At 72.0% G+C, this 25,985-nt stretch carries 24 protein-coding genes and 1 pseudogene; 19 read left to right on the top strand and 6 right to left on the bottom strand.

Annotated features, from left to right (window positions below):
- From ACFU95_RS25090 to ACFU95_RS25080, 3 genes are all read left to right on the top strand, one after another.
- On the top strand, positions 1-991 hold a 991-nt coding region (locus ACFU95_RS25090; RefSeq protein ID WP_383831526.1), incomplete at its 5' end, for an LLM class flavin-dependent oxidoreductase.
- A gap of 122 nt (positions 992-1,113) precedes the next feature.
- Positions 1,114-2,343 carry an acyl-CoA dehydrogenase family protein gene (locus ACFU95_RS25085; protein WP_383831523.1) on the top strand — a complete coding sequence of 410 codons (1,230 nt, stop codon included), beginning with the start codon at positions 1,114-1,116 and terminating at the stop codon, positions 2,341-2,343.
- A gap of 53 nt (positions 2,344-2,396) precedes the next feature.
- A complete protein-coding gene (locus ACFU95_RS25080) occupies positions 2,397-2,855 on the top strand; it encodes an RrF2 family transcriptional regulator (protein WP_383831521.1) in 459 nt (152 codons plus the stop codon).
- Positions 2,856-2,891: 36 nt separating this feature from the next.
- Here the strand turns inward: ACFU95_RS25080 and ACFU95_RS25075 are convergent, their stop codons facing one another.
- Both ACFU95_RS25075 and ACFU95_RS25070 read right to left on the bottom strand, forming a co-directional pair.
- Complete coding sequence (locus ACFU95_RS25075) at positions 2,892-3,989, bottom strand: barstar family protein (protein ID WP_383831519.1); 1,098 nt, start codon at positions 3,987-3,989, stop codon at positions 2,892-2,894.
- The gene (locus ACFU95_RS25070; RefSeq protein WP_383831517.1) at positions 3,970-4,728 is read right to left on the bottom strand and encodes a class I SAM-dependent DNA methyltransferase; all 759 of its coding nucleotides are present in this window, start codon (positions 4,726-4,728) and stop codon (positions 3,970-3,972) included. Before ACFU95_RS25070 ends, ACFU95_RS25075 begins: the two co-directional genes overlap by 20 nt.
- A gap of 178 nt (positions 4,729-4,906) precedes the next feature.
- Between ACFU95_RS25070 and ACFU95_RS25065 the strand changes: the two genes are divergently transcribed.
- Positions 4,907-6,508 (top strand): FAD-binding oxidoreductase, encoded by a 1,602-nt coding sequence (locus tag ACFU95_RS25065; protein ID WP_383831516.1) that lies wholly within the window; start codon positions 4,907-4,909, stop codon positions 6,506-6,508.
- A gap of 17 nt (positions 6,509-6,525) precedes the next feature.
- Here ACFU95_RS25065 and ACFU95_RS25060 read toward each other — a convergent pair whose 3' ends face one another.
- Together ACFU95_RS25060 and ACFU95_RS25055 are read right to left on the bottom strand one after the other, a co-directional pair.
- Positions 6,526-7,794, bottom strand: a complete 1,269-nt coding sequence (locus ACFU95_RS25060; protein ID WP_383831514.1) for a cytochrome P450 — start codon at positions 7,792-7,794, stop codon at positions 6,526-6,528.
- A gap of 16 nt (positions 7,795-7,810) precedes the next feature.
- Entirely contained in the window at positions 7,811-9,157 is a 1,347-nt protein-coding gene (locus ACFU95_RS25055; RefSeq protein ID WP_383831512.1) for a glutamine synthetase family protein, read from the bottom strand.
- A 325-nt stretch (positions 9,158-9,482) separates the two neighbouring features.
- Here ACFU95_RS25055 and ACFU95_RS25050 point away from each other — a divergent pair, with 325 nt between their 5' ends.
- From ACFU95_RS25050 to ACFU95_RS25005, 10 genes and pseudogenes are all read left to right on the top strand, one after another.
- A complete protein-coding gene (locus tag ACFU95_RS25050; RefSeq protein ID WP_383831510.1) occupies positions 9,483-9,671 on the top strand; it encodes a ferredoxin in 189 nt (62 codons plus the stop codon).
- Positions 9,672-9,675: 4 nt separating this feature from the next.
- Positions 9,676-10,884: an NAD(P)/FAD-dependent oxidoreductase gene (locus ACFU95_RS25045; RefSeq protein WP_383831508.1), complete on the top strand. Its 1,209-nt coding sequence runs from the start codon at positions 9,676-9,678 to the stop codon at positions 10,882-10,884.
- 11 nt (positions 10,885-10,895) lie between these two features.
- Positions 10,896-11,708 (top strand): acetoacetate decarboxylase family protein, encoded by an 813-nt coding sequence (locus ACFU95_RS25040; protein WP_383831506.1) that lies wholly within the window; start codon positions 10,896-10,898, stop codon positions 11,706-11,708.
- 99 nt (positions 11,709-11,807) lie between these two features.
- The gene (locus ACFU95_RS25035) at positions 11,808-13,271 is read left to right on the top strand and encodes an aldehyde dehydrogenase (RefSeq protein WP_383831504.1); all 1,464 of its coding nucleotides are present in this window, start codon (positions 11,808-11,810) and stop codon (positions 13,269-13,271) included.
- The gene (locus tag ACFU95_RS25030; protein ID WP_383831502.1) at positions 13,264-14,217 is read left to right on the top strand and encodes a 3,4-dihydroxyphenylacetate 2,3-dioxygenase; all 954 of its coding nucleotides are present in this window, start codon (positions 13,264-13,266) and stop codon (positions 14,215-14,217) included. The genes ACFU95_RS25035 and ACFU95_RS25030 overlap by 8 nt, the downstream gene beginning before the upstream one ends.
- Positions 14,218-14,220: 3 nt before the next feature.
- The gene (locus ACFU95_RS25025) at positions 14,221-15,066 is read left to right on the top strand and encodes a fumarylacetoacetate hydrolase family protein (protein ID WP_383831500.1); all 846 of its coding nucleotides are present in this window, start codon (positions 14,221-14,223) and stop codon (positions 15,064-15,066) included.
- Between the two features lie 146 nt (positions 15,067-15,212).
- Positions 15,213-15,806: a TetR/AcrR family transcriptional regulator gene (locus tag ACFU95_RS25020; RefSeq protein ID WP_383831580.1), complete on the top strand. Its 594-nt coding sequence runs from the start codon at positions 15,213-15,215 to the stop codon at positions 15,804-15,806.
- 193 nt (positions 15,807-15,999) lie between these two features.
- A pseudogene (locus ACFU95_RS25015) lies at positions 16,000-17,447 on the top strand (APC family permease).
- A 116-nt stretch (positions 17,448-17,563) separates the two neighbouring features.
- Entirely contained in the window at positions 17,564-19,054 is a 1,491-nt protein-coding gene (locus ACFU95_RS25010) for an aldehyde dehydrogenase (protein WP_383831498.1), read from the top strand.
- On the top strand, positions 19,051-19,767 hold the full coding sequence (locus ACFU95_RS25005) for a gamma-glutamyl-gamma-aminobutyrate hydrolase family protein (protein ID WP_383831496.1): 717 nt from the start codon (positions 19,051-19,053) through the stop codon (positions 19,765-19,767). Before ACFU95_RS25010 ends, ACFU95_RS25005 begins: the two co-directional genes overlap by 4 nt.
- A 47-nt stretch (positions 19,768-19,814) precedes the next feature.
- On the opposite strand, the gene ACFU95_RS25000 is transcribed toward ACFU95_RS25005, so the two are convergent.
- Complete coding sequence (locus tag ACFU95_RS25000) at positions 19,815-20,387, bottom strand: MarR family winged helix-turn-helix transcriptional regulator (RefSeq protein WP_383831495.1); 573 nt, start codon at positions 20,385-20,387, stop codon at positions 19,815-19,817.
- 166 nt (positions 20,388-20,553) lie between these two features.
- On the opposite strand from ACFU95_RS25000, the gene ACFU95_RS24995 reads away from it, so the two are divergent.
- The 5 genes from ACFU95_RS24995 (at position 20,554) to ACFU95_RS24975 (ending at position 24,534) form a co-directional block, all read left to right on the top strand.
- Entirely contained in the window at positions 20,554-20,634 is an 81-nt protein-coding gene (locus ACFU95_RS24995) for a putative leader peptide (RefSeq protein WP_383831578.1), read from the top strand.
- Positions 20,635-20,687: 53 nt separating this feature from the next.
- Positions 20,688-21,581 carry a glutathione S-transferase C-terminal domain-containing protein gene (locus ACFU95_RS24990; protein WP_383831493.1) on the top strand — a complete coding sequence of 298 codons (894 nt, stop codon included), beginning with the start codon at positions 20,688-20,690 and terminating at the stop codon, positions 21,579-21,581.
- Positions 21,582-21,675: 94 nt separating this feature from the next.
- The gene (locus ACFU95_RS24985) at positions 21,676-21,810 is read left to right on the top strand and encodes a putative leader peptide (protein ID WP_383831576.1); all 135 of its coding nucleotides are present in this window, start codon (positions 21,676-21,678) and stop codon (positions 21,808-21,810) included.
- A gap of 121 nt (positions 21,811-21,931) precedes the next feature.
- Positions 21,932-23,137, top strand: a complete 1,206-nt coding sequence (locus ACFU95_RS24980) for an LLM class flavin-dependent oxidoreductase (protein ID WP_383831492.1) — start codon at positions 21,932-21,934, stop codon at positions 23,135-23,137.
- A gap of 20 nt (positions 23,138-23,157) precedes the next feature.
- The gene (locus tag ACFU95_RS24975; RefSeq protein WP_383831490.1) at positions 23,158-24,534 is read left to right on the top strand and encodes an NtaA/DmoA family FMN-dependent monooxygenase; all 1,377 of its coding nucleotides are present in this window, start codon (positions 23,158-23,160) and stop codon (positions 24,532-24,534) included.
- 316 nt (positions 24,535-24,850) lie between these two features.
- Here ACFU95_RS24975 and ACFU95_RS24970 read toward each other — a convergent pair whose 3' ends face one another.
- On the bottom strand, positions 24,851-25,936 hold the full coding sequence (locus ACFU95_RS24970) for a M12 family metallopeptidase (RefSeq protein ID WP_383831488.1): 1,086 nt from the start codon (positions 25,934-25,936) through the stop codon (positions 24,851-24,853).
- Positions 25,937-25,985: the final 49 nt, after the last annotated feature.

Here is a 25,985-nt window from a genome sequence, read left to right as displayed (position 1 = left end):
GTGCGAGGACGCCTGGCTGACCACCGCGATGGTCAGCCAGAACACCGAGCGCCTGAAGTTCCTGGTCGCCTTCCGGCCCGGCTTCGTCTCGCCGACCCTCGCCGCGCAGATGGCGTCCACCTTCCAGCGGCAGAGCGGCGGACGGCTCCTGCTGAACGTGGTGACGGGCGGGGAGAGCCACGAGCAGCGCGCCTACGGCGACTTCCTCGACAAGGACGACCGGTATCGCCGTACCGGTGAGTTCCTGCAGATCGTCCGAGGGTTGTGGGAGGGCAAGACCGTCGACCTGGTCGGCGAGCATCTCCAGGTCGAGGACGCGCGGCTGGCCCGGGTGCCCGACCCGGTCCCCGAGGTGTACTTCGGGGGGTCCTCGCCGATCGCCGGGGAGATCGCCGCCCGGCACGTCGACGTCTATCTCACGTGGGGCGAGCCGCCGGCCGCCGTCGCCGAGAAGATCGCCTGGATCCGGGCGCTCGCCGAGAAGGAGGGCCGCAGCGTCCGCTTCGGCATCCGTCTGCACGTCATCACCCGGGACACGAGCGAGCAGGCGTGGGCGGAGGCCCGGCGGCTGCTGACCGGGTTCGACACGGACACCGTACGGGCCGTGCAGGCCGGGCTCGCCCGCAGCGAGTCCGAGGGGCAGCAGCGCATGCTGGCCCTGCACGGCGGCAGCAGTGACGAGCTGGAGATCTACCCGAACCTGTGGGCCGGCATCGGCCTCGTCCGCGGCGGCGCGGGCACGGCGCTGGTCGGCAGTCACGAGGAGGTGGCCGAGCGGATCGCCGAGTACCACCGGCTGGGCATCGACGAGTTCGTGCTGTCGGGCTACCCGCACCTGGAGGAGGCGTACTGGTTCGGCGAGGGCGTGCTGCCGCGGCTGGAGGCGCAGGGGCTGTGGAACCACCCGTTCCGGGGTGCGCCGGCCGGACAGTCCGCGGCTCAGGTGCCCTTCGTGGAGCGGGAATCGGCCAAGCCGACGCATATTCCCTAGATTTCCTATCGATTTACTAGGGAAGTGTTGACCCCTCTCGGTCGGGCGAGTGAGGATGACGCTGACCGGGTCGGCCGGGCAACCCGGGACAGCGTTCTCTTCTGCCGTGAAGGAAGTCCGCCATGACAAGCGCACCACCGGCCGACGAGGCGACCGAAGCAGGAGCCCGGCCGGTCGACCGGCTGCACACGGCCCGTGAGCTGGCCGACGACCTCGCCACCGACGCGGTCGAGCGCGAGCAGGCCGGCAAGCCGCCGCTCGACGAGATCGCGCGGCTGCGGGAATCGGGGCTGCTCACCCTGCTCGTACCGGCCGCACACGGCGGAGGGGGCGCCGACTGGCGTACCGCCTACGCGGTCGTACGGACCGTCGCCGCGGCCGACGGGGCCGTCGGCCATCTGCTCGGCAGCCACTACTTCCTGTCCTACTGCGTCCGCTTCTTCGCCGGCCCCGACCGTGCCGCACGCATCGAGCGGGCGTCCGCGGCGGGGGAGTGGTACTGGGGAGGCGGCATCGCCTCGCAGGAACCGCCGCTCATGCTGACCCCCACGGCGAACGGCTTTCTGCTGGACGGCCATCAGAGGTACGGCTCCGGGGTCGGCGTCGCCGACCGACTGGTGGTCCGCGCCGCCGTACCCGGCACCGGCGAGCCCCTCGCCGTGCTCGTCGACACCGCCCACCCGGGCCTGGTGAGCGGCAGCGGCGGCGACACCTTCGGCCAGCGGCTGGCGGCCGCCGGCGGGGTGGGATTCGACTCCGTGCCGGTGGCGGCCGACGACGTGCTCGGCTCCCTCTCGGCCGACGACGGCGCCCTGACACCTTTCGCCGGACTCGCCGCACCGACCGCCCGGCTGGTCTCCGCCCACTGCTGTCTGGGTGCGGGCGAGGGGCTGCTCGGCGAGGTCCGTGAGCACGGACGGGCGGCGCAGTCCGCCTGGCAGCCCTTCTCGCCCCAGCCCTGGCCGGGCAGCCCGCCGCAGGACCCGTACATTCTGACGTCCTACGGCGAACTCGCCGTCGCCGCGCGCGCCGCGTCCGCCCTCGCCGACCAGGCGGTGACGGCCCTGACGCGCGGCCTCGCGCGGGGTGCGGACCTCGACGACGAGGAGTGCGCGGAGATCGCCGTCCTCGCGAGCGCGGCCGAGGCGGCCGCCGCCCGCGCCGCGCAGGAGATCAGCACCCATGCCCTGGACGCCGTAGGGGTGCCCGCCGCCTTCGCGCGGCACGGCCTGGACCGTTTCTGGCGCGACACCCGCACGCACACCCTGCGTGAGCCGGTGGCCCACCGGCTGCGCGAGGTCGGGGACTACTTCCTCAACGGCGCGCACCCTCCCTTCAGCCTCCCCGCCTGACCGAGGGGGCGGGCGGGCGCGGTCCGGGCGCGGCAGTGATGGATAATCTCAGCATGCGGATCTCGGCGAGGGCGGACTATGCGGTGCGGGCGGCGTTGGAGCTGGCCGCGGCGGGGGAGGACACCTCACTCAAGGCCGAAGCGATCGCCGAGGCGCAGGGCATCCCGCACAAGTTCCTTGAGGGCATCCTCGGCGACCTGCGCCGGGGCGGACTCGTGGTCAGTCAGCGCGGCGGCAAGGGCGGCTACCGGCTCGCCCGTCCGGCCGACGCGATCCCCATCGCGGACGTGATCCGGGTGGCGGACGGCCCCCTGGTCTCGGTGCGCGGCGTACGCCCGCCCGACCTCTCCTACACCGGCCCCGCGGAGTCCCTGCTGCCGCTGTGGATCGCCGTGCGTGCCAACGTCCGCAAGATCCTCGGCGAGGTCACCCTGGCCCATGTCGCGGCGGCCAAACTGCCCGACGACGTCCTGAGCCTCGCCGACGACCCCGACGCGTGGACCAATCCCTGACGGTGCCCGGGACCGCTCCGACGCGCGGCGCCGCGTTCATGCCGAGGTGACGTGCATGCGCCCCTCGGCGAGGACTTCGAGCACCAGGGCGACCAGGTCGTACGGCCGGCCTTCCGGTGTCAGGACGCGGGACAGATGCTCACGCGCCGTCGCGGCGTCCCGCCAGTGCAGCGTCGCGGGGGTGGTGCAGCCGAAGCCGCCGCGCAGACAGTCGACGAGGGCGTCCACGCAGCCGCCGAAGTAGCCGCCCGGCCCGTTGACGGCTTCGCCGAGTGCCAGGAACAGGCTCGGCTCGTCGGTGATGTGCCGGCCGTCCAGCTCGTAGACGTGCCCGGCCGGCCGGGCCCGGTGTTCGAGCCGGCAGCCCCGCTCACGGACGAGCTCCAGCCACGCCCCGCGCTGCCGGGTGTCCAGAGCGGTCCATTCGCCGGGGACCTCGGGCGGGCCGGCGAGCCAGCGGTCCCAGACGGGACGGGCATGTGCGGGCACGGGGCGGTCGAGTACCTCGTCGAGTTCCAGGTCGATCAGGTCGGGCCCGTGGGAGGACGGGCGCCACGTACGCACCCTGGGCCTCAGCAGCCGGTCGGTGAGTGGCTCGCCGTGGTCGTCCCGGATCTCCAGCCGGGCCTCGTCCAGGTCCAGCGAGCGGCGGGTGCCGGCGGCCAGCGCCCGCCGGAGCCGGTCGTGCGGTGAGAGGCCCCGCAGGACGAGTGGGGGCGCGGCCCGCCCGTCGGCCAGGACACGCGCGAACTCCCGGCCCGAGCCCAGCCACCGGGACCCGTCGTGCAGGCGGACCGGACCTCGGTGTCCCTCCGGCGGGCCCATGTGGTCGTCCATGCCGGTGAGCACGAGAGCACCGGTCCGCGGGTGCGTCCCGAGGCTTTCCGCGTCCTCCAGCAGCCAGGGGCCGAGTTCCGTGTCCTGCGGTACCAGCCACGCCCGGCTTCCGACCCAGCCGCGTACCCCGGCGCCGTCCGGCACCCAGCCGAGGAGTTCGTACGTCCCGCGTTCGGGTTCCCCGAACAGCCCCTCCACCTCGGCACAGTCACCCCAGAGGTGGCCGTGCTCCGACTCCGTCAGGGCGTACCGTCCCCGCCCGCGACGGCCCGGGCCTTCACGTGCGGTCGGAATCATGCCCGGCCGGCTTCTCCCACACCGACACGTGCTTGCCGCTCTCGCTCGTGAACGGCTCGCCCGTCCAGTCCTCCCAGCGGTCGCGCAGCCGGAGGCCGGCGAGCCGGGCCATCAGGTCCAGTTCGGCCGGCCAGACGTACCTGAACGGGATGGACCGGTGCTCGGCACGCCCGTCGGCGATGGTGACGTAGTTGGAGCTCATCGCCTGGGTGGCGACGTCGTAGGTGTCGAACGCCCAGCGTGTGTCGCTGATGTGGAACGGTACGGCGCTCTGCCCCGGCGGCAGCCGGCGCAGGTCGGGAACACCCACCTCGATGACGAAGCAGCCGCCGGGCCGCAGATGGGCGGCCGCGTTGACGAAGCAGTCCACCTGGGCGTCCTGGGTGGTCAGATTGCCGATCGTGTTGAAGACGAGGTAGGCGACCGCGAACTCGCCCGCCACCCGCGTCGTCGCGAAGTCCCCGACCGTCACCCCGACGGCCTCGCCACCCGGCTTGGCGCGCAGCCGGTCCACCATGGCCCGGGACATGTCGATGCCGTGCACCGGGACCCCGCGCCCGGCCAGCGGCAGTGCGATCCGGCCGGTCCCGACACCGAGTTCGAGTGCCGGGCCGTCGCCGGCGAGGCCGGCCAGTACGTCCACCGCGGGGCCCACGACATCGGCACGGAACATGTCCGCCGCCGACTCGTCGTAGCCGGCCGCGACGTTCTCTCCGAAGTAGCCGTCGTCATCGATCACGCCGCGACCGTACTGCCGGCCGCCGTCCCCGGGCACGCGGGTTTTCGGCCGGGCTGCCGATCGGGGTGTTGGCACCACCGTGACCGGGGGGTTGGGCCGACTGCCTTCGCCGACCTCGCCACCTAGCTTCGTTGCTGAGGGAATCGAGGAGTTCCAAGGCCGACCTGGGAGAGCTGTCATGAGTGCATTCAGCAGGAGGAACGTGTTGCGCGGGGGCCTGGTCGCCACGACGGCGGGGGTCGAGGTGCCCGGGCTGGGCGCGGGGGTGGCCGCGGCGGCGGACGGGCCGTCCTGCCCTCCGGCGCCCGGACCGGCCATGGTCGGGCGCGGCGATCCGCGGTACCGGTCCCTGGCGTCCCGGGGCTACAACCGCCGGTTCGTGGGCAGGCCGGAGCACGTCTGGGTGGTCGGCACGACCGCGCACGTCGTAGGGGCCGTGCAGCAGGCGGTGGACAGCGGCCGGCGGATCACGGTCCGCAGCGGCGGCCACGGCTTCGAGGACTTCGTCGCCGACCCGGCCGTGGAGGTGGTCGTCGACCTGTCCGCCATGACGGGCGTCTCGTACGATCCGGGCCGCCGCGCCTTCGCCGTCGAGGCCGGTGCCCTGCTGGGCGACGTGTACCGCAGGCTGTACCTCGGCTGGGGCGTGACGGTCCCGGCCGGCTGGTGCGCCGACGTCGGCGTCGGCGGCCATGTCCTGGGCGGCGGCTATGGTCCGCTGTCGCGGCTGATGGGCCTGTCCGTGGACCATCTGTACGCGGTCGAAGTGGTCGTCGTGGACCGGGCGGGGAAGGCCCGCAGCGTGGTGGCCACCCGCGAACCGTCGGATCCCCACCGGGACTTGTGGTGGGCGCACACGGGTGGCGGGGCCGGAACCTTCGGCATCGTCACCCGCTACTGGTTCCGCACGCCCGGCGCCCACGGCGACGACCCGTCAGGTCTGCTGCCCGCCCCGCCGTCCAAAGTGCTGAGCTTCTCGGTCTCCTGGGACTGGCAGCAGCTCGACAAGACGTCCTTCGCCCGGCTGGTCCGCAACCACGGCGCGTGGGCCGAACGGCACAGCGCCCCCGACTCCCCGTACCTCGCTCTCTACAGCGAACTCGCGCTCACCCGCCGCCCGTCCGGGACGGTCCTCATGATCGGCCAGGTGGCGGCGGACTCCGGAGCCGAACGGATGCTGGACGAGCACATCGCCGCGGTCAGCCGGGGCGTGCGGGTCCAGCCGGTCCGCAGCGTGCGCGACCAGTCCTGGCTGGCTGCGGCCCTGGCCGGCTCACCGGGCGACCCCGGGCCCGTCTACCGGCTCAAGGTCAAGTCCGGCTATCTGCGCCGACGTTTCACCGACCGGCAGATCGACGCCCTGCACCACCACCTGACCCGGCCCGACTACGACCACCCCGGCGGCAGCCTGAGCCTCTACACCCACGGCGGCAAGGTCAACACCGTGGCCGCGGACGCGACCGCGACACCCCACCGGGACGCGAGCATCAAGATGTTCTACGCCAACGGCTGGGAGGACCCCCGGGACGACGCCCGGCACATCGGCTGGCTGCGTGAGCTCTACGAGGACCTGTACGCCGACACCGGCGGCGCCCCCGCCGCCGCCGACGGCGCGTTCGTCAACTACCCGGACACGGATCTCGCCGACCCCGCCCGCAACACCGGCGCGCCCTGGCAGACCCTGTACTTCGGCGACAACTACCCCAGGCTCCAGCGCGTCAAGGCGAAGTGGGATCCCCGCGACGTCTTCCAGCACGCCCTTTCGGTACGCGCGGCCTGAGGCGCGGCGGGCGACCGTCAGGCGAGCGTCACCTCGACCGGCAGCTTCTTGATCCCGTTGACGAAGTTGGAACGCACCCGCGGCACGTCGCCGGCCAGGCGGATGTCCGCGAGCCGCGGGATCAGCTCCTCGAACATGATGCGGATCTCGGTACGGGCCAGCAGGTTGCCCAGGCACAGGTGCGGGCTGCCCTTGCCGAAGGTGACGTGGTCGTTGTCGGTGCGGGCCACGTCGAAGTCGTACGGGTTGCCGAAGACCTCCTCGTCACGGTTGCCGGAGGCGAACCACATGACGACCTTGTCGCCCTCCCTGACCCGCTTGCCGCCGAGCTCGACGTCACGCGTGGCCGTGCGGCGGAAGTGGTAGACGGGGGACGCCCAGCGCAGGAACTCCTCGACCGCCGTGGGGATCAGGGAGGGGTCCTCCTGGAGGCGGGCGAGCTGCTCGGGGTGCTGGAGGAGGGCCAGCATGGAGTGGGAGATGGTGTGCCGGGTGGTCTCGTTGCCGGCCACCACCAGGAGCAGGAAGTAGTTGTCGAAGTCCTGGGCGGAGAGCGGGACTCCGTCTCGCGGCACCGTGTTGACCAGCCGCGAGACCAGGTCGGTGCCGTCGCCGCCGCGCCGCTCGCGGGCCAGCTCCCTGCCGTACTCGAAGACCTCGACGGACGCGGGGGAGCGGAACGGCAGGTCCCGGTACTTCTCGCTCTCCGCGCTGTGCAGCAGCACGTCCGCGTAGTCGGGGTCGGTGTTGCCGATGATGCGGTTGCCCCAGTCGATGAGCTTCTGGTTGTCCTCGGGCGGCACATCGAGCAGCCGCGCCAGGACGTTGATCGGGAAGTCCGCGGAGACGTCGGCGACGAAGTCGAACGTGCCCTTGGCGAGGGCCGCGTCCAGCGTCGTCGCGGTCAGGCCGCGCAGGAAGTCGGCGTAGCTGTTGATGACGCCGGCGCCGAACTGCCGCTGGATGACGCTGCGCAGGGCCCGGTGGCGGACGCCGTCCATCTCCAGGATGGAGGCACGCTTGCTGATCTGGTCCTCGTCGACCTCCTCCAGGTTCACGAACTTCGTGGACGTGAAGGTCGCGGAGTCACGGTCGACGCGGGCGATGTCCGCGTGCCGGGTCACCGCCCAGAAACCGGAGTTGGGGGCCTCCTCCGGCTGCCAGTGCACCGGGTCCTCGTGGCGCAGGGTGTGGAACATGCGCCAGGGCGTCACGCCGTCGGTGAAGTGGTCGAGGTCGGCGAGGTTCACGTCGGCGAGCGGCATCGGCTCGGATGCGGAGGTCATCGATGGCTCCTGGGGATCACAGGTGGTAGGCGTACTCGGTGAACTCCCAGTCGGTGACGTGCCGTTGGAAGCGTTCGACCTCGTTGCGCTTGTAGGAGAGATAGGAAGCGGTGAAGTCCTTGCCGAGCAGCTCGGCGAGGTCGGTGTCCGCCTCCAGCGCGTCGAGCGCGGCGGACAGGCCGGTGGGCAGCGTCGCGGCCCGGGAGGTGTCGTAGCCGTACCCCTCCAGTGGGGGCGGGGGTTCCTCGCCGGCCCGGATGCCGAGGAGTGCGGCGGCCAGCGTCGCGGCGATGGCCAGATACGGGTTGGCGCTCGCGTCGCCCAGGCGCAGCTCCAGGCGGGCACCGGCGCCGCGCTCGGGCGGGATGCGGACCATGGCGCTGCGGTTGTCCAGGCCCCAGTCGATCAGCCAGGGCGCGAGGGTGTCCGGGCCGAAGCGTTTGTAGGAGTTGACCGTCGGGTTGAGCAGCGCGGCGAGCGCGGGGGCGTGGACGATGACCCCGGCGACCGCGTGCCGACCGGTGGCCGAGAGGCCGTAGGGGCCCGCGGGGTCGTCGAAGGCGTTGCCCGAGTCCGCGTGCTCGCACGACAGGTGCAGGTGGAAGCCGGAGCCGCCCGCGTCGTTGAACGGCTTGGCCATGAAGGTGGCGAGCCGGCCCTCCTTACGGGCCAGCTCCTTCACGGCGGACTTGAAGCGGAAGGAGCGGTCGGCCGCGTCCAGCGCCCCGGAGTGTGTCAGGTTGATCTCGTACTGGCCGCCGTCGAACTCGTGGTTGCCGGTGATCACGCCGATGTCCAGGTCGCGCAGCTGCCGCAGGGTGCGCAGCAGATGGTTCCCGGGGTCGGCGCGCAGCCCGGCCGTGTAGACGGCGCCGGTCGTCTCGGGACAGCGATGCCAGCCGGTGGCGGTGTGCTCCAGCAGGAAGTACTCCAGCTCCGGGCCGACGACGGGACGCAGCCCCCGCTCGGCGCAGCGGGCCAGCACCGAGCGCAGCAGGTCGCGCGGTGACTCCGGGGCGGGGGCCCCGGTCGCCGGGTCGGTCACCTCGCCGAGACAGGCCGCGACGCCCGGCTCCCAGGGCAGCACGGTCAGGGTGGACAGGTCGGGGCGCACGGTCACGTCCGGCAGGCCGGCGTCCAGGCCGCCCGCGACCGGGACCACGTCGCCCTGCGGGCTGGTGTGGTAGACGGCCCGGCAGAAGGCCAGACCGTGCTCGCAGGCCGACGGCAGATGGTCCACCAGCACGTCACGGGCGCGGTCGGTGCCGATGAGGTCGGGGTACATCACCCGGACCACGTCCACCCCCTCGGCGGTGAGCCGCTCCATGTGCCGGCGGATGTCTGGGATGTCGTGAGCGCTCACCGATGTCTCCTCGGCGGATGGGAAGGGGTGGCGTGAGGACGGCCTGAGCGAAGAGCGCGGGGCGGGAAGGCGCGCCCCGGAGGTCGTCGTTTGAACCCGAACGGTATGGAGGGGTCGGTCGTCCCGCAAGAGGGCGGCCCCAAAAATTTATCCACCTGGACAGGTATTGACCAGGGTCCGGCCGCTTCCTATGTTGTTTGAAGCCAAACGAGTAGGGGGTGCGGATCTCGCACCCCTTTGGCCCAGGGGTCCGGCCGCAGGCCGGCCGGACCCCGCCGTCCCTTCGCCCCCGCTCCGACGCCCCTCACTTCCAGGAGGACCGGCCATGCAGGTCGTCGTCGACATGAACAAGTGCCAGGACCACGGTCAGTGCGTCTTCGCGGCTCCCGACGTCTTCTCGATGGACGACGACGGACACCTCGGGTACGTCCGCGACCCCGACGACGCGCTGCGCGACGAGGTCGAGGAAGCCGCCGACGTCTGCCCGCTCCAGGCCATCCGGATCGAGGACTGAGCCGATGACCGCACGCATCGTCGTCGCCGGCGCCTCGATGGGCGGCCTGCGTGCCGCGGAACAGCTGCGCGCGGCCGGCTGGACCGGAGCGATCACGGTCATCGGCGACGAGCCGCACATGCCGTACAACCGGCCTCCGCTCTCCAAGGAGGTTCTCGCGGGCAAGGCGCCCTTCGCATCGCTGGCCTTCACCCCGAAGGCGGCCGCGGCCGACGTGGAGTGGCGACTGGGCACGAGAGTCGTCGCGGCACGGCTGGCCGAGCAGGCCCTCGCCCTCGACGACGGAACGGAAATCCCGTACGACGGGCTGGTCGTCGCCACCGGCATGCGCCCCCGGCGCCTGACCTGCCCCGGCCCGCTCACCGGCCGCCACACGGTCCGCACGCTCGCCGACGCCCGTGGCCTGCGGGACGAACTGACCCGTCCCGGTGCCCGCCTGGTCGTGGTCGGCGCCGGGTTCATCGGCTGCGAGGTGGCCGCGACCGCCGTGGCGCTCGGCGTCCGCGAGGTGACCGTCGTCGATCCGCTGCCCCTGCCCATGGTCGGACCGCTCGGCGAACTGCTCGCCCGCGCCCTGCTGCGGCGGCACGAGGAGCGCGGGGTGCGCTTCGCGCTCGGCACACAAGTCGCCGCCTTCGAGGGCGAGGACCGTGTCACCGGTGTCGTCCTCGGTGACGGCACCGTGCTGGCCGCCGACGTGGTCGTGGAGTCGGTCGGCTCGGTCGCCAACGTCGAGTGGCTCCAGGGCAACGACCTCGACCTCTGCGACGGCGTCCTCACCTGCGGGCGGCTGCGGGTCGGCGGCCGCCCGGACGTCGTCGCCGTCGGCGACGTCGCCCGCTTCCCCAACGCCCGCTACGACGGCGTGCCCCGGCGCGTCGAGCACTGGTCGATCCCGACCGACACCGCCAAGCACGCCGCGAAGACGCTCGTCGCTCATCTCACCGGCACGAAAGGGGAGTTGGCCTCCTTCGCGCCCCTGCCCACCTTCTGGAGCGACCAGCACGACTTCCGGCTCCAGTCGTTCGGGGCACCCGTCCTCGGACTCGACGACGTACGCGTCCTGGACGGCGACCCCGACGGCGACGTCCTGGTGGGCTACCACACCGACGACCGGCTGGTCGGCGTCGTGGCGCTCGGTGGCCACAGCGCCGCCACGGGTGCCGCCCGGTATCGCGCACAGCTGCTGAAGCAACCCGCCCTCACCGCGTAAGGAACCCCGTCATGTCCCCAGTTCGTGGTTACTTCCACCCCAAGACCGGCAGTGGTGTCTCGTCGCTGATTCCGGCGCCGCCGTGGCGGTACTCCGGTGACCTGCTGACCGTCGAGTACCGGACGGACCCGGCGCGGGTGCGGGAACTACTGCCCGCGCCACTGGAGTTGGCCGACGAGGATCCCGGTGCCGTCGCCCTGATCTGGGCGGACTGGCAGTCGTGCTCGGAGTCGGGGGCGGAGCTGCTCGATCCTGTGCTGGCCCAGTACAAGGAGGCCTTCGCGGTCGTCCGGTGCCAGTACAAGGGGCAGACCTACACACGGTGCGTCCACATCTGGGTCGACAAGGACTTCGCCATCGCGCGCGGCCTGCATCAGGGGTATCCGAAGAAGCTCGGGTCCGTTCATCAGACCCGGCCGCATCCGTTCGGTCCCGCGCCCCGGATCGAGGCGGGGGCACGGTTCGGGGCGACGCTCGCCGCCGCGGATCGGCGGCTGGCGCAAGCGGTGGTGACTCTGCGGGAGCCGGCCGAGTCGAACGGGTTTGTGAACGCGCATCCGATGGCTCATCACCGGTGGCTTCCCTCGATCGAGAAGGGCAAGGGGCTGGCCCTCGACGAGCTGATCGAGTCGGGGGCGGCTTCCTTCGAGGGGGGCCAACCGTGGGTCGGGGAGGCCGAGTTGGAGCTGTTCGAGGCGCCGACGGAGGAGCTGGCCCGGCTGGAGGTCCGGGAGCCGATCGCCGCGTACTACCGGCAGGTCGGGGTGGTCTGGGACGGGGGGCGGCTGCTGGAGGTCGGCACGTCGCAAGCGGCTGCCGGGTGAGGCCGGTGGCGGGCTGCGGGTCGCGTCGTGGTGGGTCGCACGGTTCCCCCGCGCCCCTGACTATCTCCGATTCCCCTTGTCTGAAATGGAGCCCTTCGTATGCCTGAGAAAATCTCTGTCGCCGGTGTCTCCGTCGACACCCGGCACTGGATCGGTGGCGAGCGTGTCGCCTCCGGCGACACCTTCACGGACAGCTCTCCGATCGACGGCAGTCTTCTCGGTGAGATCTCCCGGGGAGGCCCCGCCGAAGCCGATGCCGCTGTCGGCGCCGCCCGTGAGGCGTTCCCCGCCTGGGCCGCCACCCCCCGCGCCGAACGTGCCCGTGTCCTCCACGCCGTCGCCGACGGGGTCGAGAAGCGGATCGAAGAGCTCGCCATCGTCGAGACCACCGACAACGGCGCTCTCCTGCGCTCGCACCGTCGCGGAGTGATGCCGCGCGTCGCGCACAACTTCCGGTTCTTCGCCGACTGGTTGCTCACGCTCGACCACGAGGACTTCGAGACGCGAGGACACACCAACCACGTCTCGTGGGACCCCGCGGGCCCCTGCGTCCTCATCACCCCCTGGAACGCCCCGCTGATGCTGGCCACCTGGAAGGTCGCCCCCGCCCTCGCGGCGGGGAACACCGTCGTCCTCAAGCCCGCCGAATGGTCCCCGCTGACCGCCTCCCTCCTCGCCGACATCGCGGCCGAGGCAGGGCTCCCCGCCGGGGTCCTCAACGTCGTCCAGGGGTACGGCTCCGAGATCGGCGACGCGCTCACCTCGCACCCGGACGTACGCCGCATCAGCTTCACCGGGTCGGTGCCGACCGCCCAGCGGATCGCGCGGTCGGCCGCCGCGAACCTGACGCCGCTCAGCCTCGAACTGGGCGGGAAGTCGCCCCTGCTGGTCTTCGCCGACGCCGACCTGGACCTCGCCGTCGACCTCGCCGTCGAGCAGTACGACAACGCGGGACAGGTCTGTCTCGCCGCGACGCGCATCCTCGTCGACGAATCGGTCGCCGAGGAGTTCACGCGCCGCTTCGTCGAGAAGGCCGGGCGGCTGAGGCAGGGTGACCCCCGAGACGAGTCCACCGACATCGGGCCCACCATCCATCCCCGTCAGCTGGAGAAGATCGACGGCTTCGTACGGAGGGCGATCGCGGCCGGGGCGCGCGCGGTCGTGGGCGGGCATCGCGGGAACGGGCAGTACTACGCGCCCACTCTGCTCACGGACGTCGCCCAGGACTCCGAGATCGTCCAGGAAGAGGTCTTCGGGCCGGTCCTCACCCTCCAGACCTTCGCCGACGAGGACGAGGCCGTACGGCTCGCCAACGACACCCGCTTCGGGCTCGCCGCCACCGTCGCCACGGGCGACACCGAGCGCGCCGGACGGGTCACCGCCCGGCTCGTCGCCGGGACCGTCTGGGTCAACTGCTTCTTCGTCCGCGATCTCCAGGCCCCGTTCGGCGGCTCGCGCCAGTCCGGTGTCGGGCGCGAGGGCGGCACCTGGAGCTTCGACTTCTACTGCGACCTGAAGAACACCGTGACCGCTCCGAAGGGATGGAACGACAACCATGGGTGAGATCGTCGGGGCGGGCCTGCTCGCCCACGTCCCCACCATCGTGCTCCCGAAGGCAGACCGCCTGGAACTGAACGAGGGCAAGGAGATCACTCTCGTCACCGGGCTCCAGCAGCTCCGCGCCGACGTGTTCGAGCGCGGTGCCGCCAACGAATACGACACCGTCGTCGTCCTCGACTCCCACTGGGCCACCACCGTCGAGTTCGTCGTCAGCGCACAACAGCGCCGGGCGGGGCTCTTCACCTCCGAGGAACTGCCACGCGGGATGTGCCGGATGCCGTACGACTTCCCGGGCGACCCCGAACTCGCCCGCAACATCGAGAAGTTCGCGGACCGGCACGGCACCTGGATCACCGCCATCGAGGACGAGTACCTGCCGGTCTACTACGCCACCATCAACCTCTGGAAGTTCCTGGGGGAAGGGCTGGCGGACAAGCGGTGGGTGACCATCGGCGTCTGTCAGACCGGTGACATGGAAGACCATCTGCGCCTCGGCCGGGCGCTCGCCGACGGCATCGCGGCCACGCCGGGCCGCCGGGTGCTGGTGATCGCTTCCGGTGCCCTCTCGCACACCTTCTGGCCGTTGCGGGAGATCCGGGACCACGAGGCCAGTGATCCCGTCCACATCCGCACCCCCGAGGCCCGCGAAGCCGACCACGAGCGCATCGCCTGGTTCAAGGAGGGCCGCCACGACAAGGTCCTCGACACCATGGACGCGTTCTGGAAGTTCAAGCCCGAGGCGAAGTTCTTCCACTACCTCATGATGGCCGGCGCTCTCGGTGGGCGGGCCTGCACCGCCCGGGCCCGGCAGTACGGGGAGTACGAGAACTCCGTCGGCACCGGCCAGGTCCATCTCTGGTTCGACCGGCCCGCCGACGGCTGGACCGGCACCGGCCGGCCCGCCCCGGCACACCAGCGCACCCCGCACAGCCGCCCCCAGGAGGTCTGAGACATGCCCGAACTCCGCCGCATCCTCCTCGACGGCGCCGCCGTCGAGGTCACCGTCGACGGGGACGAACTCGTCGCCGGGGACGGCCGCCGCGTCAAGACCGAGGACGCCCGGCATCTGCCCCCGGTGGTCCCCTCCAAGGTGATCGCCGTCCATCTCAACCACCGCAGCCGGGTCGACGAGTTCCGGACCGACCTTCCCGGGACCCCGACCTACTTCCACAAGCCGGTCTCCTCCCTCAACTCCCACCAGGGCGCCGTCGTCCGCCCCGAGGGCTGCAAGTGGCTCAACTACGAGGGCGAGGTCGCCATCGTCATCGGGAAGACCGCGCGGAACATCTCACCGGCCGAGGCGGGCGGGTACATCGCCGGCTACACCGTCGCCAACGACTACGGGCTGCACGACTTCCGTGACACGGACGCCGGGTCCATGCTCCGTGTGAAGGGTTCCGACACCCTCTGCCCGCTCGGACCGGGGCTGGTGACCGACTGGGACTTCCACGGCAAGCGGCTGCGGACGTACGTCAACGGCGAGGTGGTCCAGGACGGCTCGACCGACGAGATGCAGTGGGACATGCACTACCTCGTCGCCGACATCGCCCGCACGATCACCCTGTACCCGGGCGACGTGCTGCTGTCCGGCACGCCCGCCAACTCCCGGCCCGTGCGGCCCGGCGACGTCGTCGAGGTCGAGGTCGAGGGCCTCGGCCGGCTCACCAACCACATCGTCACCGGCCCCACCGCCATCCGCACCGATGTGGGCGCCCAGCCGACCGAGTCCGAGGAGGTGCTGTCCACCGCCCTCGGCGGCGACTGGGAGTTCCGCGGCATCCGCCCGCCCCGGCGTTGACCGCGCGAACGGCGTCGACCGGGCCCACGGCGGTGTCCGACCCGGCGGGTAAGGTCGCGAACATGACCGCATCCGCCGAGGGAACCGAGGGATCGACGGGCCCCGAGGGCTCCGAAGGCCCCGAGGGCCGTAAGCCGCGCCGGCGCATGAACTACGGCGAGGGCCGCGAGGCCCTGCTGAACGCCGCCGTGCGGGTCGTGGCGCGGGGCGGGCTGCGCAAGCTCACCTACCGGGCGGTCGCGCAGGAGGCGGGCACCACGCACGGCCTCGTCGTCCACCACTTCGGCTCGCGTGACGCGCTGATCGAGGAGGCCCTCGCCCACGCGATCCGCACCTCGCTCAGCACCAGCGCGCTCGAACCGGGCACCGGCGAGGTCGCCGACTTCTCGGTCGGTGTCTCCGACATGGTCACGGCCAATCCGGACATCCAGGCCTTCCAGTACGAGCTGCTGCTGGAGGCCCGCCGTCGCCCCGAACTGCTCCCGCAGATCCGCGCCCTGTACGACGACTACTTCGACGCCACCGAGCGCGAGCTGTCCCGCATGCTGCCCGGCGGCGCCGACCGCCCGCTGACCCGGCTGGTCTTCGCCGCCCTGGACGGGCTCGTGCTGCACCAGCTCGTCTTCGGGGAGCCCGAGACCACCGACGCCGCGATCGAGGAGCTGCGGGGCCTGCTCCGGCTCCTCTCGGCGGACGGGCAAGAGAACCAGGGTCACGAGGTGCCGGAGAACGAGGTCTGACCTGCGTCTTTCAGGACCCCGGGCACCCGTGGCCCGGGGTCCTTCGCGGTGGCCGGACCCCCGCTTCGCCGTCCCGGATCCACAGCCGTACCAATTCTTCGCGCCAGCCCTTGCCAAACGGATAGTTCCAGCCCACCATGAGGCAACTCGTTTGGCCTGAAACGAAGTCCTCTTCCCCAGGCAGGTGATCCGAGTGGACAGTCAGACGGCGGTCCGGAACCAGACCGCGCCCGACCCCTCCACCGCAGGCAAGCTCAAGCCCAACTCGCTAGGCGTGCTGGGCATCCTCTTCTTCGTCCTCTCCGCCCAGGCGCCGCTGACCGGTGTCGCGGGCGCCGTCCCGATCGCCGTGGCCATCGGCAACGGGGCCGCCGCCCCCGCCGCCTACCTCGCGGCAGGCGTGATCATCCTGCTGTTCTCGGTCGGCTTCGTCACCATGGGCCGGCATGTGGTGGACGCCGGGGCCTTCTACCGGTACATCGGCAAAGGGCTCGGCCCCCATCTCGGCAACGGCAGCGCGGGCATCGCCCTCTTCGCGTACTGCGCGATCCAGGCCGCCATGTACGGCCTGTACGGGGCCACCGTCAGCGGGCTGCTGGCGCACTACCCAGAGGCGGACGTGCCCTGGTGGGCGTGTGCCCTGCTCACCATGGCGGTCGTGCAGGTCCTCGGTGCGCTCGGCATCAGATGGGCGCCAAGGTGCTGGCCGTGTTCGTGCTGGCCGAGTTCAGCATCCTGGCCGCCTTCGCGGTCGTCAGCCTCGTCAAGGGCGGGGGGCCCGAGGGGCTCGGCCTCGCGGACACGTTCTCGCCGGGTGCGGCCCTCGAAGGGGCTCCGGGTGTGGCGCTGATGTTCGCCGTGGCGTCGATGATCGGCTTCGAGGCCACCGCGATCTACGGCGAGGAGGCGCGCGAACCCCGCCGAACGGTGCCCCGTGCCACCTATCTGGCGGTCGTCCTCGTCACCGGCTTCTTCGCCTTCGCCTCCTGGATGCTGATCTCCTCCTACGGCGCCTCGAAAGCGGCCGCGGCCGCCGGGCAGGCCCTGGAGGGCGGTGACTCGACGACGTTCGTCTTCGCGCCGATCGCCGCCCAGTTCGGCACCTGGGTCAACGACGTGCTGCCCGTCCTGCTGGCCACCTCGCTCTTCGCGGGCATCCTCGCCTTCCACAACTCGGCCAACCGCTACCTGTTCTCGCTCAGTCGCGAGGGCCTCCTGCCGCGGAGGCTGTCGGCGGTCAACCGCCGGCACTCACCCGGCGTCGCGGGCTTCGTGCAGACGGCGATCGCCGTGCTGCTGGTGGCCCCGTTCGCGCTGGCCGGCAAGGACCCGGTGGTGACCCTGTTCTCGTGGGGGAGCGGGGTAGCCGTGCTGGCGATCATGCTCCTGTACTTCCTGACCTCGGTCTCGGTCGTCGTCTTCTTCCGGCGCGAGCGCCTCGACACGCGGCCGTGGAACACGCTGATCGCCCCGGTGCTGGGCGCGCTAGGGATCGCCGGTGCCATCTGGCTGATCGTCGAGAACTTCACGACCCTCATCGGCGGCGAACGGGCCACCGCCGTATGGCTCCAGCTGACGGTTCCGGCCGTCCTGGTGCTGGGCATCGTGGCCGGTCGACTGACGCGCCCGGCCCGCCGGTAGCGGGTGCCCGCCACCCGGTCGAGCGTGGCCGGCCGGGTGGCGGGCGGATGCCGGCCCGGCTCAGGGCCGCCCCCTGACCTAATAGTTTGATATCAAACGAATTCTGGAGGTTCCGCATGCTGGACGCCACCCACGAGGAGTGGCTGCGTCGCGCCAAGTCCCTGGAACTGTCCGGCGCCCATCACGTCGACGGCGCCGACGAGCCGGGCGGGGGCGGGCACTTCGCGGTCGTCTCGCCGCGGGACGGCCAGGTGCTGGCCCAGGTCGCCGACGGGGGCGCCGCCGAGGTGGACGCGGCCGTCGCCGCCGCCCGCCGGGCCTTCGACGCGGGACCGTGGCCGCGGCTCGCGCCCGCCGAACGCGGCCGGGTCCTGCTGCGGCTCGCCGACCTGCTTCAGGAGCGGCGCGCGGAACTGGCGCTGACCGTCAGCCTGGAGATGGGCAAGCCGATCACGGACGCGTACGACATCGAACTGCGCGCCGCCATCGCCACCTTCCGCTGGTACGGCCAGCTCGCCGACAAGCTCACCGACGAGTCGCCGCACACCGCCCCCGACGCCCTCGCCCTGGTCACCCGTGAGCCGGCCGGTGTCGTGGGCGCCGTCGTGCCCTGGAACTTCCCCCTGACGCTGGCGGGTTGGAAGATCGCCCCGGCACTCGCGGCCGGCTGCACCGTCGTACTGAAGCCGTCGGAGAACTCCCCGCTGTCGGCGTTGACGCTTGCCCGTCTCGCCACCGAGGCCGGGCTGCCGCCGGGCGTGCTCAACGTCGTGAACGGCGAGGGCCCCGTCGCCGGACGCGCCCTCGGTCTCCACCCCGACGTCGACGTCCTGGCCTTCACCGGCTCCACCGCCGTGGGCCGTCACTTCCTGCACTACGCCGCCGACTCCAACCTCAAGCGCGTCTGGCTCGAACTCGGCGGCAAGTCGCCGAACATCGTCCTCCCCGACGCCCCCGACCTGGACCGGGCCGCGGCCACCGCCGCCTGGGGCATCTTCTTCAACCAGGGCGAGATGTGCACGGCGCCCTCCCGGCTCCTGGTGCACTCCTCGATCGCCGACCGGGTCACCGAGGCGATCGTCCGGCGGGCCCGGGAGCTGCGGGTCGGTGACCCCCTCGACCCGGCCACCGAGATGGGCGCCCTGGTCGGCGAGGTTCACCTGGGCCGCGTGCGGGACCACATCGCCACCGGCGTGAGCGAGGGCGCCCGCTTGCTGACGGGCGGCTCCCGCGCCCTCGCCGACACCGGCGGCAGCTTCCTCCAGCCGACCGTCTTCGACCACGTGGACCCCGGCATGCGGCTCGCCCGCGAGGAGATCTTCGGCCCTGTCCTGTCCGTCCTCGCCTTCGACGACCTGGACGAGGCGGTACGGCTGGCCAACGCGACCGAGTACGGCCTCGCCGCCGGCCTGTGGACCTCCGACCTCTCCACCGCCCACCGGGTCTCCCGTGCGCTGAAGGCCGGCACGGTGTGGGTCAACTGCTACGAGGAGGGCGACCTGACCGTGCCCTTCGGCGGCATGAAGCAGTCCGGGAACGGCCGCGACAAGTCCGCGCACGCCCTGGAGAAGTACACCGAGCTCAAGACCACCTGGATCCAGCTGTGACCCGCCCGCTGATCGCCGTACCCGCCCGCTTCTCCGCCACCACCTCGGCGCTGCGCCACGCCGCCGAGGTGAGCGCCCGTGCCCTGGTCGAGGCCGTGTGGCGAGCGGGCGGCGAACCGGTGAGCATCCATCCGGCCGACCCCGCCGAGGCCGGCGCCGACGTGGCGGAACGGCTTGCCCGCTTCGACGGCGTCCTGCTCCCCGGCGGCGGCGACCTCGCCCCGTACCGCTACGGCGCCACCGGCATCCACCCCAGCGTCTACGACGTGGACGGCCTCCAGGACGACTTCGACCTCGAAGCCGCCCGACGGGCACTGGATCTGGGTATCCCGCTGCTGGCGATCTGCCGCGGCCTCCAGGTCGTGAACGTCGCCCTCGGCGGCACGCTGGAGCAGGACATGGGCGGCCCCGAACGCGAACACCGGCACCTCGTGCACCCCGTGCCGATCCGGCCCGGCACCCTGCTGGAACGCGCCACCGGCGCCGGGAAGGCGGAAGCCTCCTGCTACCACCACCAGCGGGTGGACCGTGTCGGCGCAGGACTCACGGTCACCGCGCGCGCGGCCGACGGGACGGTGGAAGGGCTCGAACTCCCGGGCGCGGAAGGGTGGTTCACCGCTGTGCAGTGGCACCCCGAGGACACGGCCCACCGGGATCCGGTGCAGCAGGCCCTTTTCGACGCCCTGGTGCGGGCCGCACGCGAGCGCCGCTGACCGCGGGCGTCGCCCGGTCCGAGCGCCGGCGAGCGGACCGGCGCCGCTCAGGCGCGCGGGCGGCGGCCGCTGCGCCGGGGGGCCGGCTCGGCGCCGTCGAGCAGGGCGAGGCGGCGCTCCTCGCCCTGCTCCTCGACCTGGAGCACCACCTTGCGCAGACCCTCCGCGACGCTCCGGCACTCCTCGGCGCTCAGCTGTCCGGCGACGAAGGCCTCCTCCTCGTTGAAGGCCGGGAACAGGCGCCGCATCAGCGCCTCGCCCTCCTCGGTCAGGCTGAGCAGTACCAGCCGGCCGTCGGTGGGATGCCCGGCCCGCTTGATCAGCCCGCGCCCCTCCAGCGTCCGGGCGACGCCGGTGAGTGTCCCCTTGGAGATGCCGGCCTCCTCCGCGACATGCCGGGTCTCCGACTCGCCCCACACCCAGACGACCCAGAGCACCACGAACGCCGTCCAGGTCAGATCGGCCCCGCGCAGCACGGAGTTCTCCAGGTGCTGCCGGACCGTCGAGGCCGCGCGGTAGATGTTCGCGACCACGGCCATCTGTTCCCGGTGCAGCGAAATGCCGCCGAGCTTGGCCTCGGCCAGCTTCTCGGCTTCGGTGATCGATCGTTGGCCGGGCATGGGCACCCTCCTGGTGTCGTTCGGGTTCAAATTGTACGAAGGGCCCGTCGGTGTTCGTTCCTCGGACGCCCTCTTGACGCCGGCCGCGAACGGGCCGACACTCCCATCAGGTTTCCTAGTGAATTGGTAGGGAAGTGTGGAGAGTGCCGAGTCGGTCACCGGCCGCATGAGCCGTGGCCCCCTTCTCACGTCCCGCCGCCACATCGACCTGCTCCGCGTCTCCAGCGCGACCAGTCCCCTGAGCTGAGCCTCAGCCGCTTCCGCCACGAGTACGTCCACGCGCCTGCCCAGGGGAGAGTCATGTCCGTCACACCGCTGGCCGCCCACTCGTCCACGCGGACCGCCCCGGCCTTCCGCGGCCGGATCGGCCGCGACGCACGGAGCGGGCACTACGCCGTGCCGCGCCGCTACCGCCTCCATCTGTCGACCGCCTGCCCGGACGGCCTGCGCATCGCCGTGGCCCACAGCCTGCTGGGCATCGACGACAACTGTCCCGCGACGTTCCTGCCCGCGATCCCCGACTGCCCCGACGGCGGACACGCCGTGCTGCGTCCGCTGTACGACGCCAGCGCCCACCGGTACACCGGCCCGGCCCTCGCGCCGGTCCTCAGCGACGACTGGTCGGGGCGCATCGTGAGTACGCACGCACCCGACATCACCCGCGACCTCGCCCGGCGTTTCGGCGCCGGCCGGGTGGACCTGTACCCGAGCGGCGCCGAGTCGGAGATCGAGGCCGTCGAGCGGATGTGCGCCCAGGACATCGAGGCGGCCGCGCAGAGCGCGGGAGCGGTCGGCACCGAGCGCGCGGAGCGGGACGAGGGGCTTCAGACGCTGCTGAGCTCGCTGGGCGCCCTGGACCGCTGGCTGGACGGGCGTGCGTACATGATCCGGGATCAGATCACGGCCGCGGACGTCGAGTTGTGGGTCACCCTGGTCCAGCTCGACACCGTCCACCGCCACCACCTGGACGCCGCCGCGGTGCACCGCATCGCCGCCCACCCCGCCCTGTGGGCCTACGCCCGCCGACTGGCCGCGCACCCCGCCTTCGGTGCGCACCTCGACCTCGACGCCATCGCCCGCCGCCACCACGCCCGTTGCCGGGGCCTGGAAGCCGCCGGAGCGGCCGTGCAGATCCTGGACTGGGCGGCCCACGCGGCAGGCGGGAGCGGCGCCCCGCGGGTGGAGCGGCCCTGAACCGTCCGCGGCGTGGACCGGTGTCGCCGAATCAGGAACGGCACCGCCGTCGGGGAACACTCGCAAAGGGCGCGGCGTTGTGAGTGACCACGAGATGTGTGAGGCGCCGCAGCGCGCGAGGCGATGGGCGGAGGGGGCGGACGTGACGCACGTGTTCCACGCCGCCCACCTGTACTCCCGGCCCCACATCGACCTCCAGCGCGTGGCCGGCGCGCTCTGTCGCTCCTGACTCTCCCTCAGCCCGCGACCCGGGGACCCCGTTCCCCCCTCGTCGTGCTCGCCCCACCGCCGTGCCCAGCTCTGAACGAGGGCCGGCGATCTCGTACGGACTTCCAGGAAGGCACTGACGCGTGTCATCTGCTCCCTCTTCCCCCCTGCACCTCGCCGTCGCCCTGGACGGCACCGGCTGGCATCCCGCCTCCTGGCGCGAGCCGGTGGCCCGGCCCCGGGATCTGTTCACCGCCGCGTACTGGGCCGACCTGGTCACCGAGGCCGAGCGCGGACTGCTCGACTTCGTGACCATCGAGGACGGCCTCGGCCCGCAGTCCTCCCACTTCCTGGACCCGGACGAGCGCACCGACCAGGTACGCGGCCGCCTCGACGCGGTCCTCATCGCCTCCCGTGTGGCCCCGTTGACCCGGCACATAGGTCTGGTGCCGACGGTGGTGTCCACCCACACGGAGCCGTTCCACATATCCAAGGCGATCGCCACCCTCGACCATGTCAGCAACGGACGCGCCGGCCTGCGGGTCCAGATCACCGCCCGCCCGAACGAGGCCGCGCACTTCGGGCGCCGCACCATCCCGCGCATCGACGCCTACGACAGCCCGGCCGCCCAGGAAGTGGTGACCGACCTCTTCGACGAGGCCGCCGACCACGTGGAGGTGGTGCGCCGCCTCTGGGACAGCTGGGAGGACGACGCCGAGATCCGGGACGCCGCCACCGGCCGCTTCATCGACCGCGACAAGCTGCACTACATCGACTTCGAGGGCCGCCGCTTCAGCGTCAAGGGCCCCTCCATCACGCCCCGCCCGCCGCAGGGCCAGCCGATCGTCACCGCCCTCGCCCACGACACCGTGCCGTACCGGCTCGTGGCCCGCGCCGCCGACATCGGCTACGTCACCCCGTACGACGTCGACGAGGCCCGTGCCCTCGTCGCCCGGATCCGTGCCGAGCAGAACGCCGCCGGGAGGGCCGCCGAGCCCCTGCACGTCTTCGGCGATCTGCTGGTCTTCCTCGACGACGACCCCGCCGCCGCGACGGCACGCCGGGAACGGCTCGACGCGCTCGCGGGACAGCCGTACCCGAGTGACGCCCTGGTCTTCACCGGCACAGCAGCCCAACTCGCCGATCTCCTCCAGGAGTTGAGCGGCGGCGGACTGACCGGCTTCCGGCTGCGTCCCGCCGTCGTCGGCCACGACCTCCCGGCGATCACCCGGCACCTGGTCCCCGAACTCCAGCGCCGCGGCGCCTTCCGCCGGGCCTACGAGGCCGACACCCTGCGCGGTCTGCTCGGCCTGGCCCGCCCCGCCAACCGCTACGCCGCCACCGCCTGAGCCGGAAGGACCGCACCGACATGAGCAAGCCGCTGAAGCAGATCCATCTGGCCGCGCACTTCCCGGGCGTCAACAACACCACCGTGTGGAGCGACCCGAGGGCCGGCAGCCATATCGAGTTCAGCTCCTTCGTCCACTTCGCGCGGACCGCCGAACGCGCCAAGTTCGACTTCCTGTTCCTCGCCGAGGGACTCAGGCTCCGCGAACAGGGCGGGCAGATCTACGACCTCGACGTCGTCGGCCGCCCCGACACCTTCACCGTCCTCGCCGCGCTCGCCGCCGTCACCGAGCACCTCGGGCTGACCGGCACCATCAACTCCACCTTCAACGAGCCCTACGAGGTCGCCCGCCAGTTCGCCAGCCTGGACCACCTCTCCGGCGGCCGCTCCGCCTGGAACGTCGTCACCTCCTGGGACGCCTTCACCGGCGAGAACTTCCGCCGCGGCGGCTTCCTGCCGCAGGAGGAGCGCTACTCCCGCGCCAAGGAGTTCCTGGCCACGGCGAACGAACTCCTCGACTCCTGGCACGGCGACGAGATCCTCGCCGACCAGGAGACCGGCACGTTCCTGCGGGACGCCAAGGCCGGCGCCTTCGTCCACACCGGGCAGCACTTCGACATCCACGGCCAGTTCAACGTCCCGCGCTCGCCCCAGGGCCGACCGGTCGTCTTCCAGGCCGGCGACTCCGAGGAGGGCCGCGAGTTCGCCGCCTCGTCCGCCGACGCGATCTTCAGCCGGTACGCGGCCCTGGAGCCGGGACGGGCCTTCTACCGGGACGTCAAGAGCCGCCTCGCCAAGTACGGCCGCCGGTCCGACCAGTTGCTCATCCTGCCCGCGGCGAGCTTCGTCCTCGGCGACACCGACGCGGAGGCCGAGGAACTGGCCAAGGAGGTACGCCGCGCGCAGGTCAGCGGCGCCACCGCCATCAAGCACCTGGAGTTCGTCTGGAACCGGGATTTGTCCTCGTACGACCCCGACGGCCCGCTGCCCGACGTCGACCCGGTGGTGAGCGAGGAGCACATCTCCCGCGGCCGTGCCCAGGTGCGCATGTACCGCGACCCGCTGGCCACCGCCCGCGAATGGCGTGAGCTCGCGGCCGCCAACAAGTGGTCCATCCGCGACCTCGTCATCGAGACCGGCAACCGCCAGAACTTCATCGGCGCCCCGGCGACCGTCGCGAGGACCATCAACGACTTCGTGCAGGCCGACGCGAGCGACGGCTTCATCCTCGTCCCGCACCTCACCCCCGGCGGCCTCGACGCCTTCGCCGACCAGGTCGTCCCGCTGCTCCAGGAACAGGGCGTCTTCCGCACCGAGTACGAGGGCCCGACCCTCCGCGACCACCTGGGCCTGACCCACCCCGACCAGGTGGGCGGCAACCAGCGGGCGGCGTCGTGAAGTTCCGCCCCGTCACTCTGATCGTGCACTGCCCGTCAGCGTCTCCGCCGACGTCGTCGTCGCCGAGGACGACGCGACCGCCCGCGAACTCGCCACCGGTCACGACCTGTGGGTGAGCAGCATCCGGGTCGACCGGGTGCGCTCGTACGAACTGCTCGCCGACGAATGGCGACGGCGAGGCCACGGAGACCACCGCGGTCACCGAATGGCATGGCCGGCGCACGTCGCCCTCCCCCGAAGGCGGCGTGCGCCGGCCGCTTCCCCCGGCGCCGGACAGTGGACTGTCGCATCCGCGTACGTCAGCGGATCCGTGCCGTCACCAGCACATGACCGCGGTCTCCCCCGAACCCCAGTTGGCGTACAGACGCACGCGGACGAAATAGCGGCGGCCCTTGACGAGGCGGGCCCTGACGGTGGCGTTGTGCGGGGTGCCGCCGTCGTCCTGGGCCGTGACGTAGCGGGGCTCGCCGTCCCGCTCCTCGAAGACCACGACGACCGTGTCGCCGGCACCGAAGGTGCCCACCGTGTACTCGCGGGTCTCCGGCGGCTCGACGACGAAGTCGGCCTGCTGCGCCGGCCCCAGCCGCAGCGCTGCCGAACGGAACGGCACCAGCTCCCGCGGCCCCGGCGACTCGGCCGGCGGGTACCAGCGGCGGACGAACTCCTTGTCGGCCTTGGACAGCGCACCGGGCGGGTTCAGGCCCGCGCGGAACTGCTCCGGCTCCAGGATCAGCCCGGCCGAGAAGGGATACTCCATGATCGAGAGCGGGTCCCAGACGGAGCCGTTGACCTCGTTCGGGTCGAGCTTGCGCAGGATGTTGAAGAACGTCTTGTCCCGGCTCCAGTAGTTCGGCGGGCCCGCCAGTTCGGTGTACACGGCCTCGTCGTCCCAGTGGATACCGGCGAACGGGCTCTGGTGCTCGTGCAGCATGCCGAGCGCGTGCCCGATCTCGTGCAGGGCCGTGCCGCGCTCCCCGGGCACGGTCAGGTCCCAGCCGAAGTTCATGGTGCGTTCGTTCAGACCGACCTGGAGCGCGTCCTTGCCCACGGTCGACCAGGAGCCGTCACCGACCTGGAACCCGATGCGCAGCTCCGCCTCCGACCGGTCGCCCACCTCCACGCACGACAGCCCGGTACCGAGGCCCTGCCACTCCTGGAAGCACTCGCGCACGACGTCGCGCTGCTCCTTGCCGCCGACCCAGGAGACGCGCCGGGTCCGGCCGGTCCCCGGATCGGGGATCACGGATCCGTCGGAGTCCCGGTCGAAGAAGTAGTAGTGCAGCACGGTGCCGTTGACCCACATCCGGCTTCCGCCGATGAGCGCACTGAGCCGCTCGGCGGCCAGTCCCGGTGCGAAGACGGGGACCGGCTGCTGCGCGAGGGAGCAGTAGCGTGCGGTCATGCGAACAGGCTGCCGTCGGGACACCGCGGGCGCCTGAGTCGAGGGCTAC

It is taken from the genome of Streptomyces sp. NPDC057623 (assembly GCF_042800355.1).
Lineage (GTDB): Bacteria > Actinomycetota > Actinomycetes > Streptomycetales > Streptomycetaceae > Streptomyces.
The sequence above is the reverse complement of the archived record's forward strand: the minus strand, read 5'-3'. Positions and strand labels throughout refer to the sequence as shown.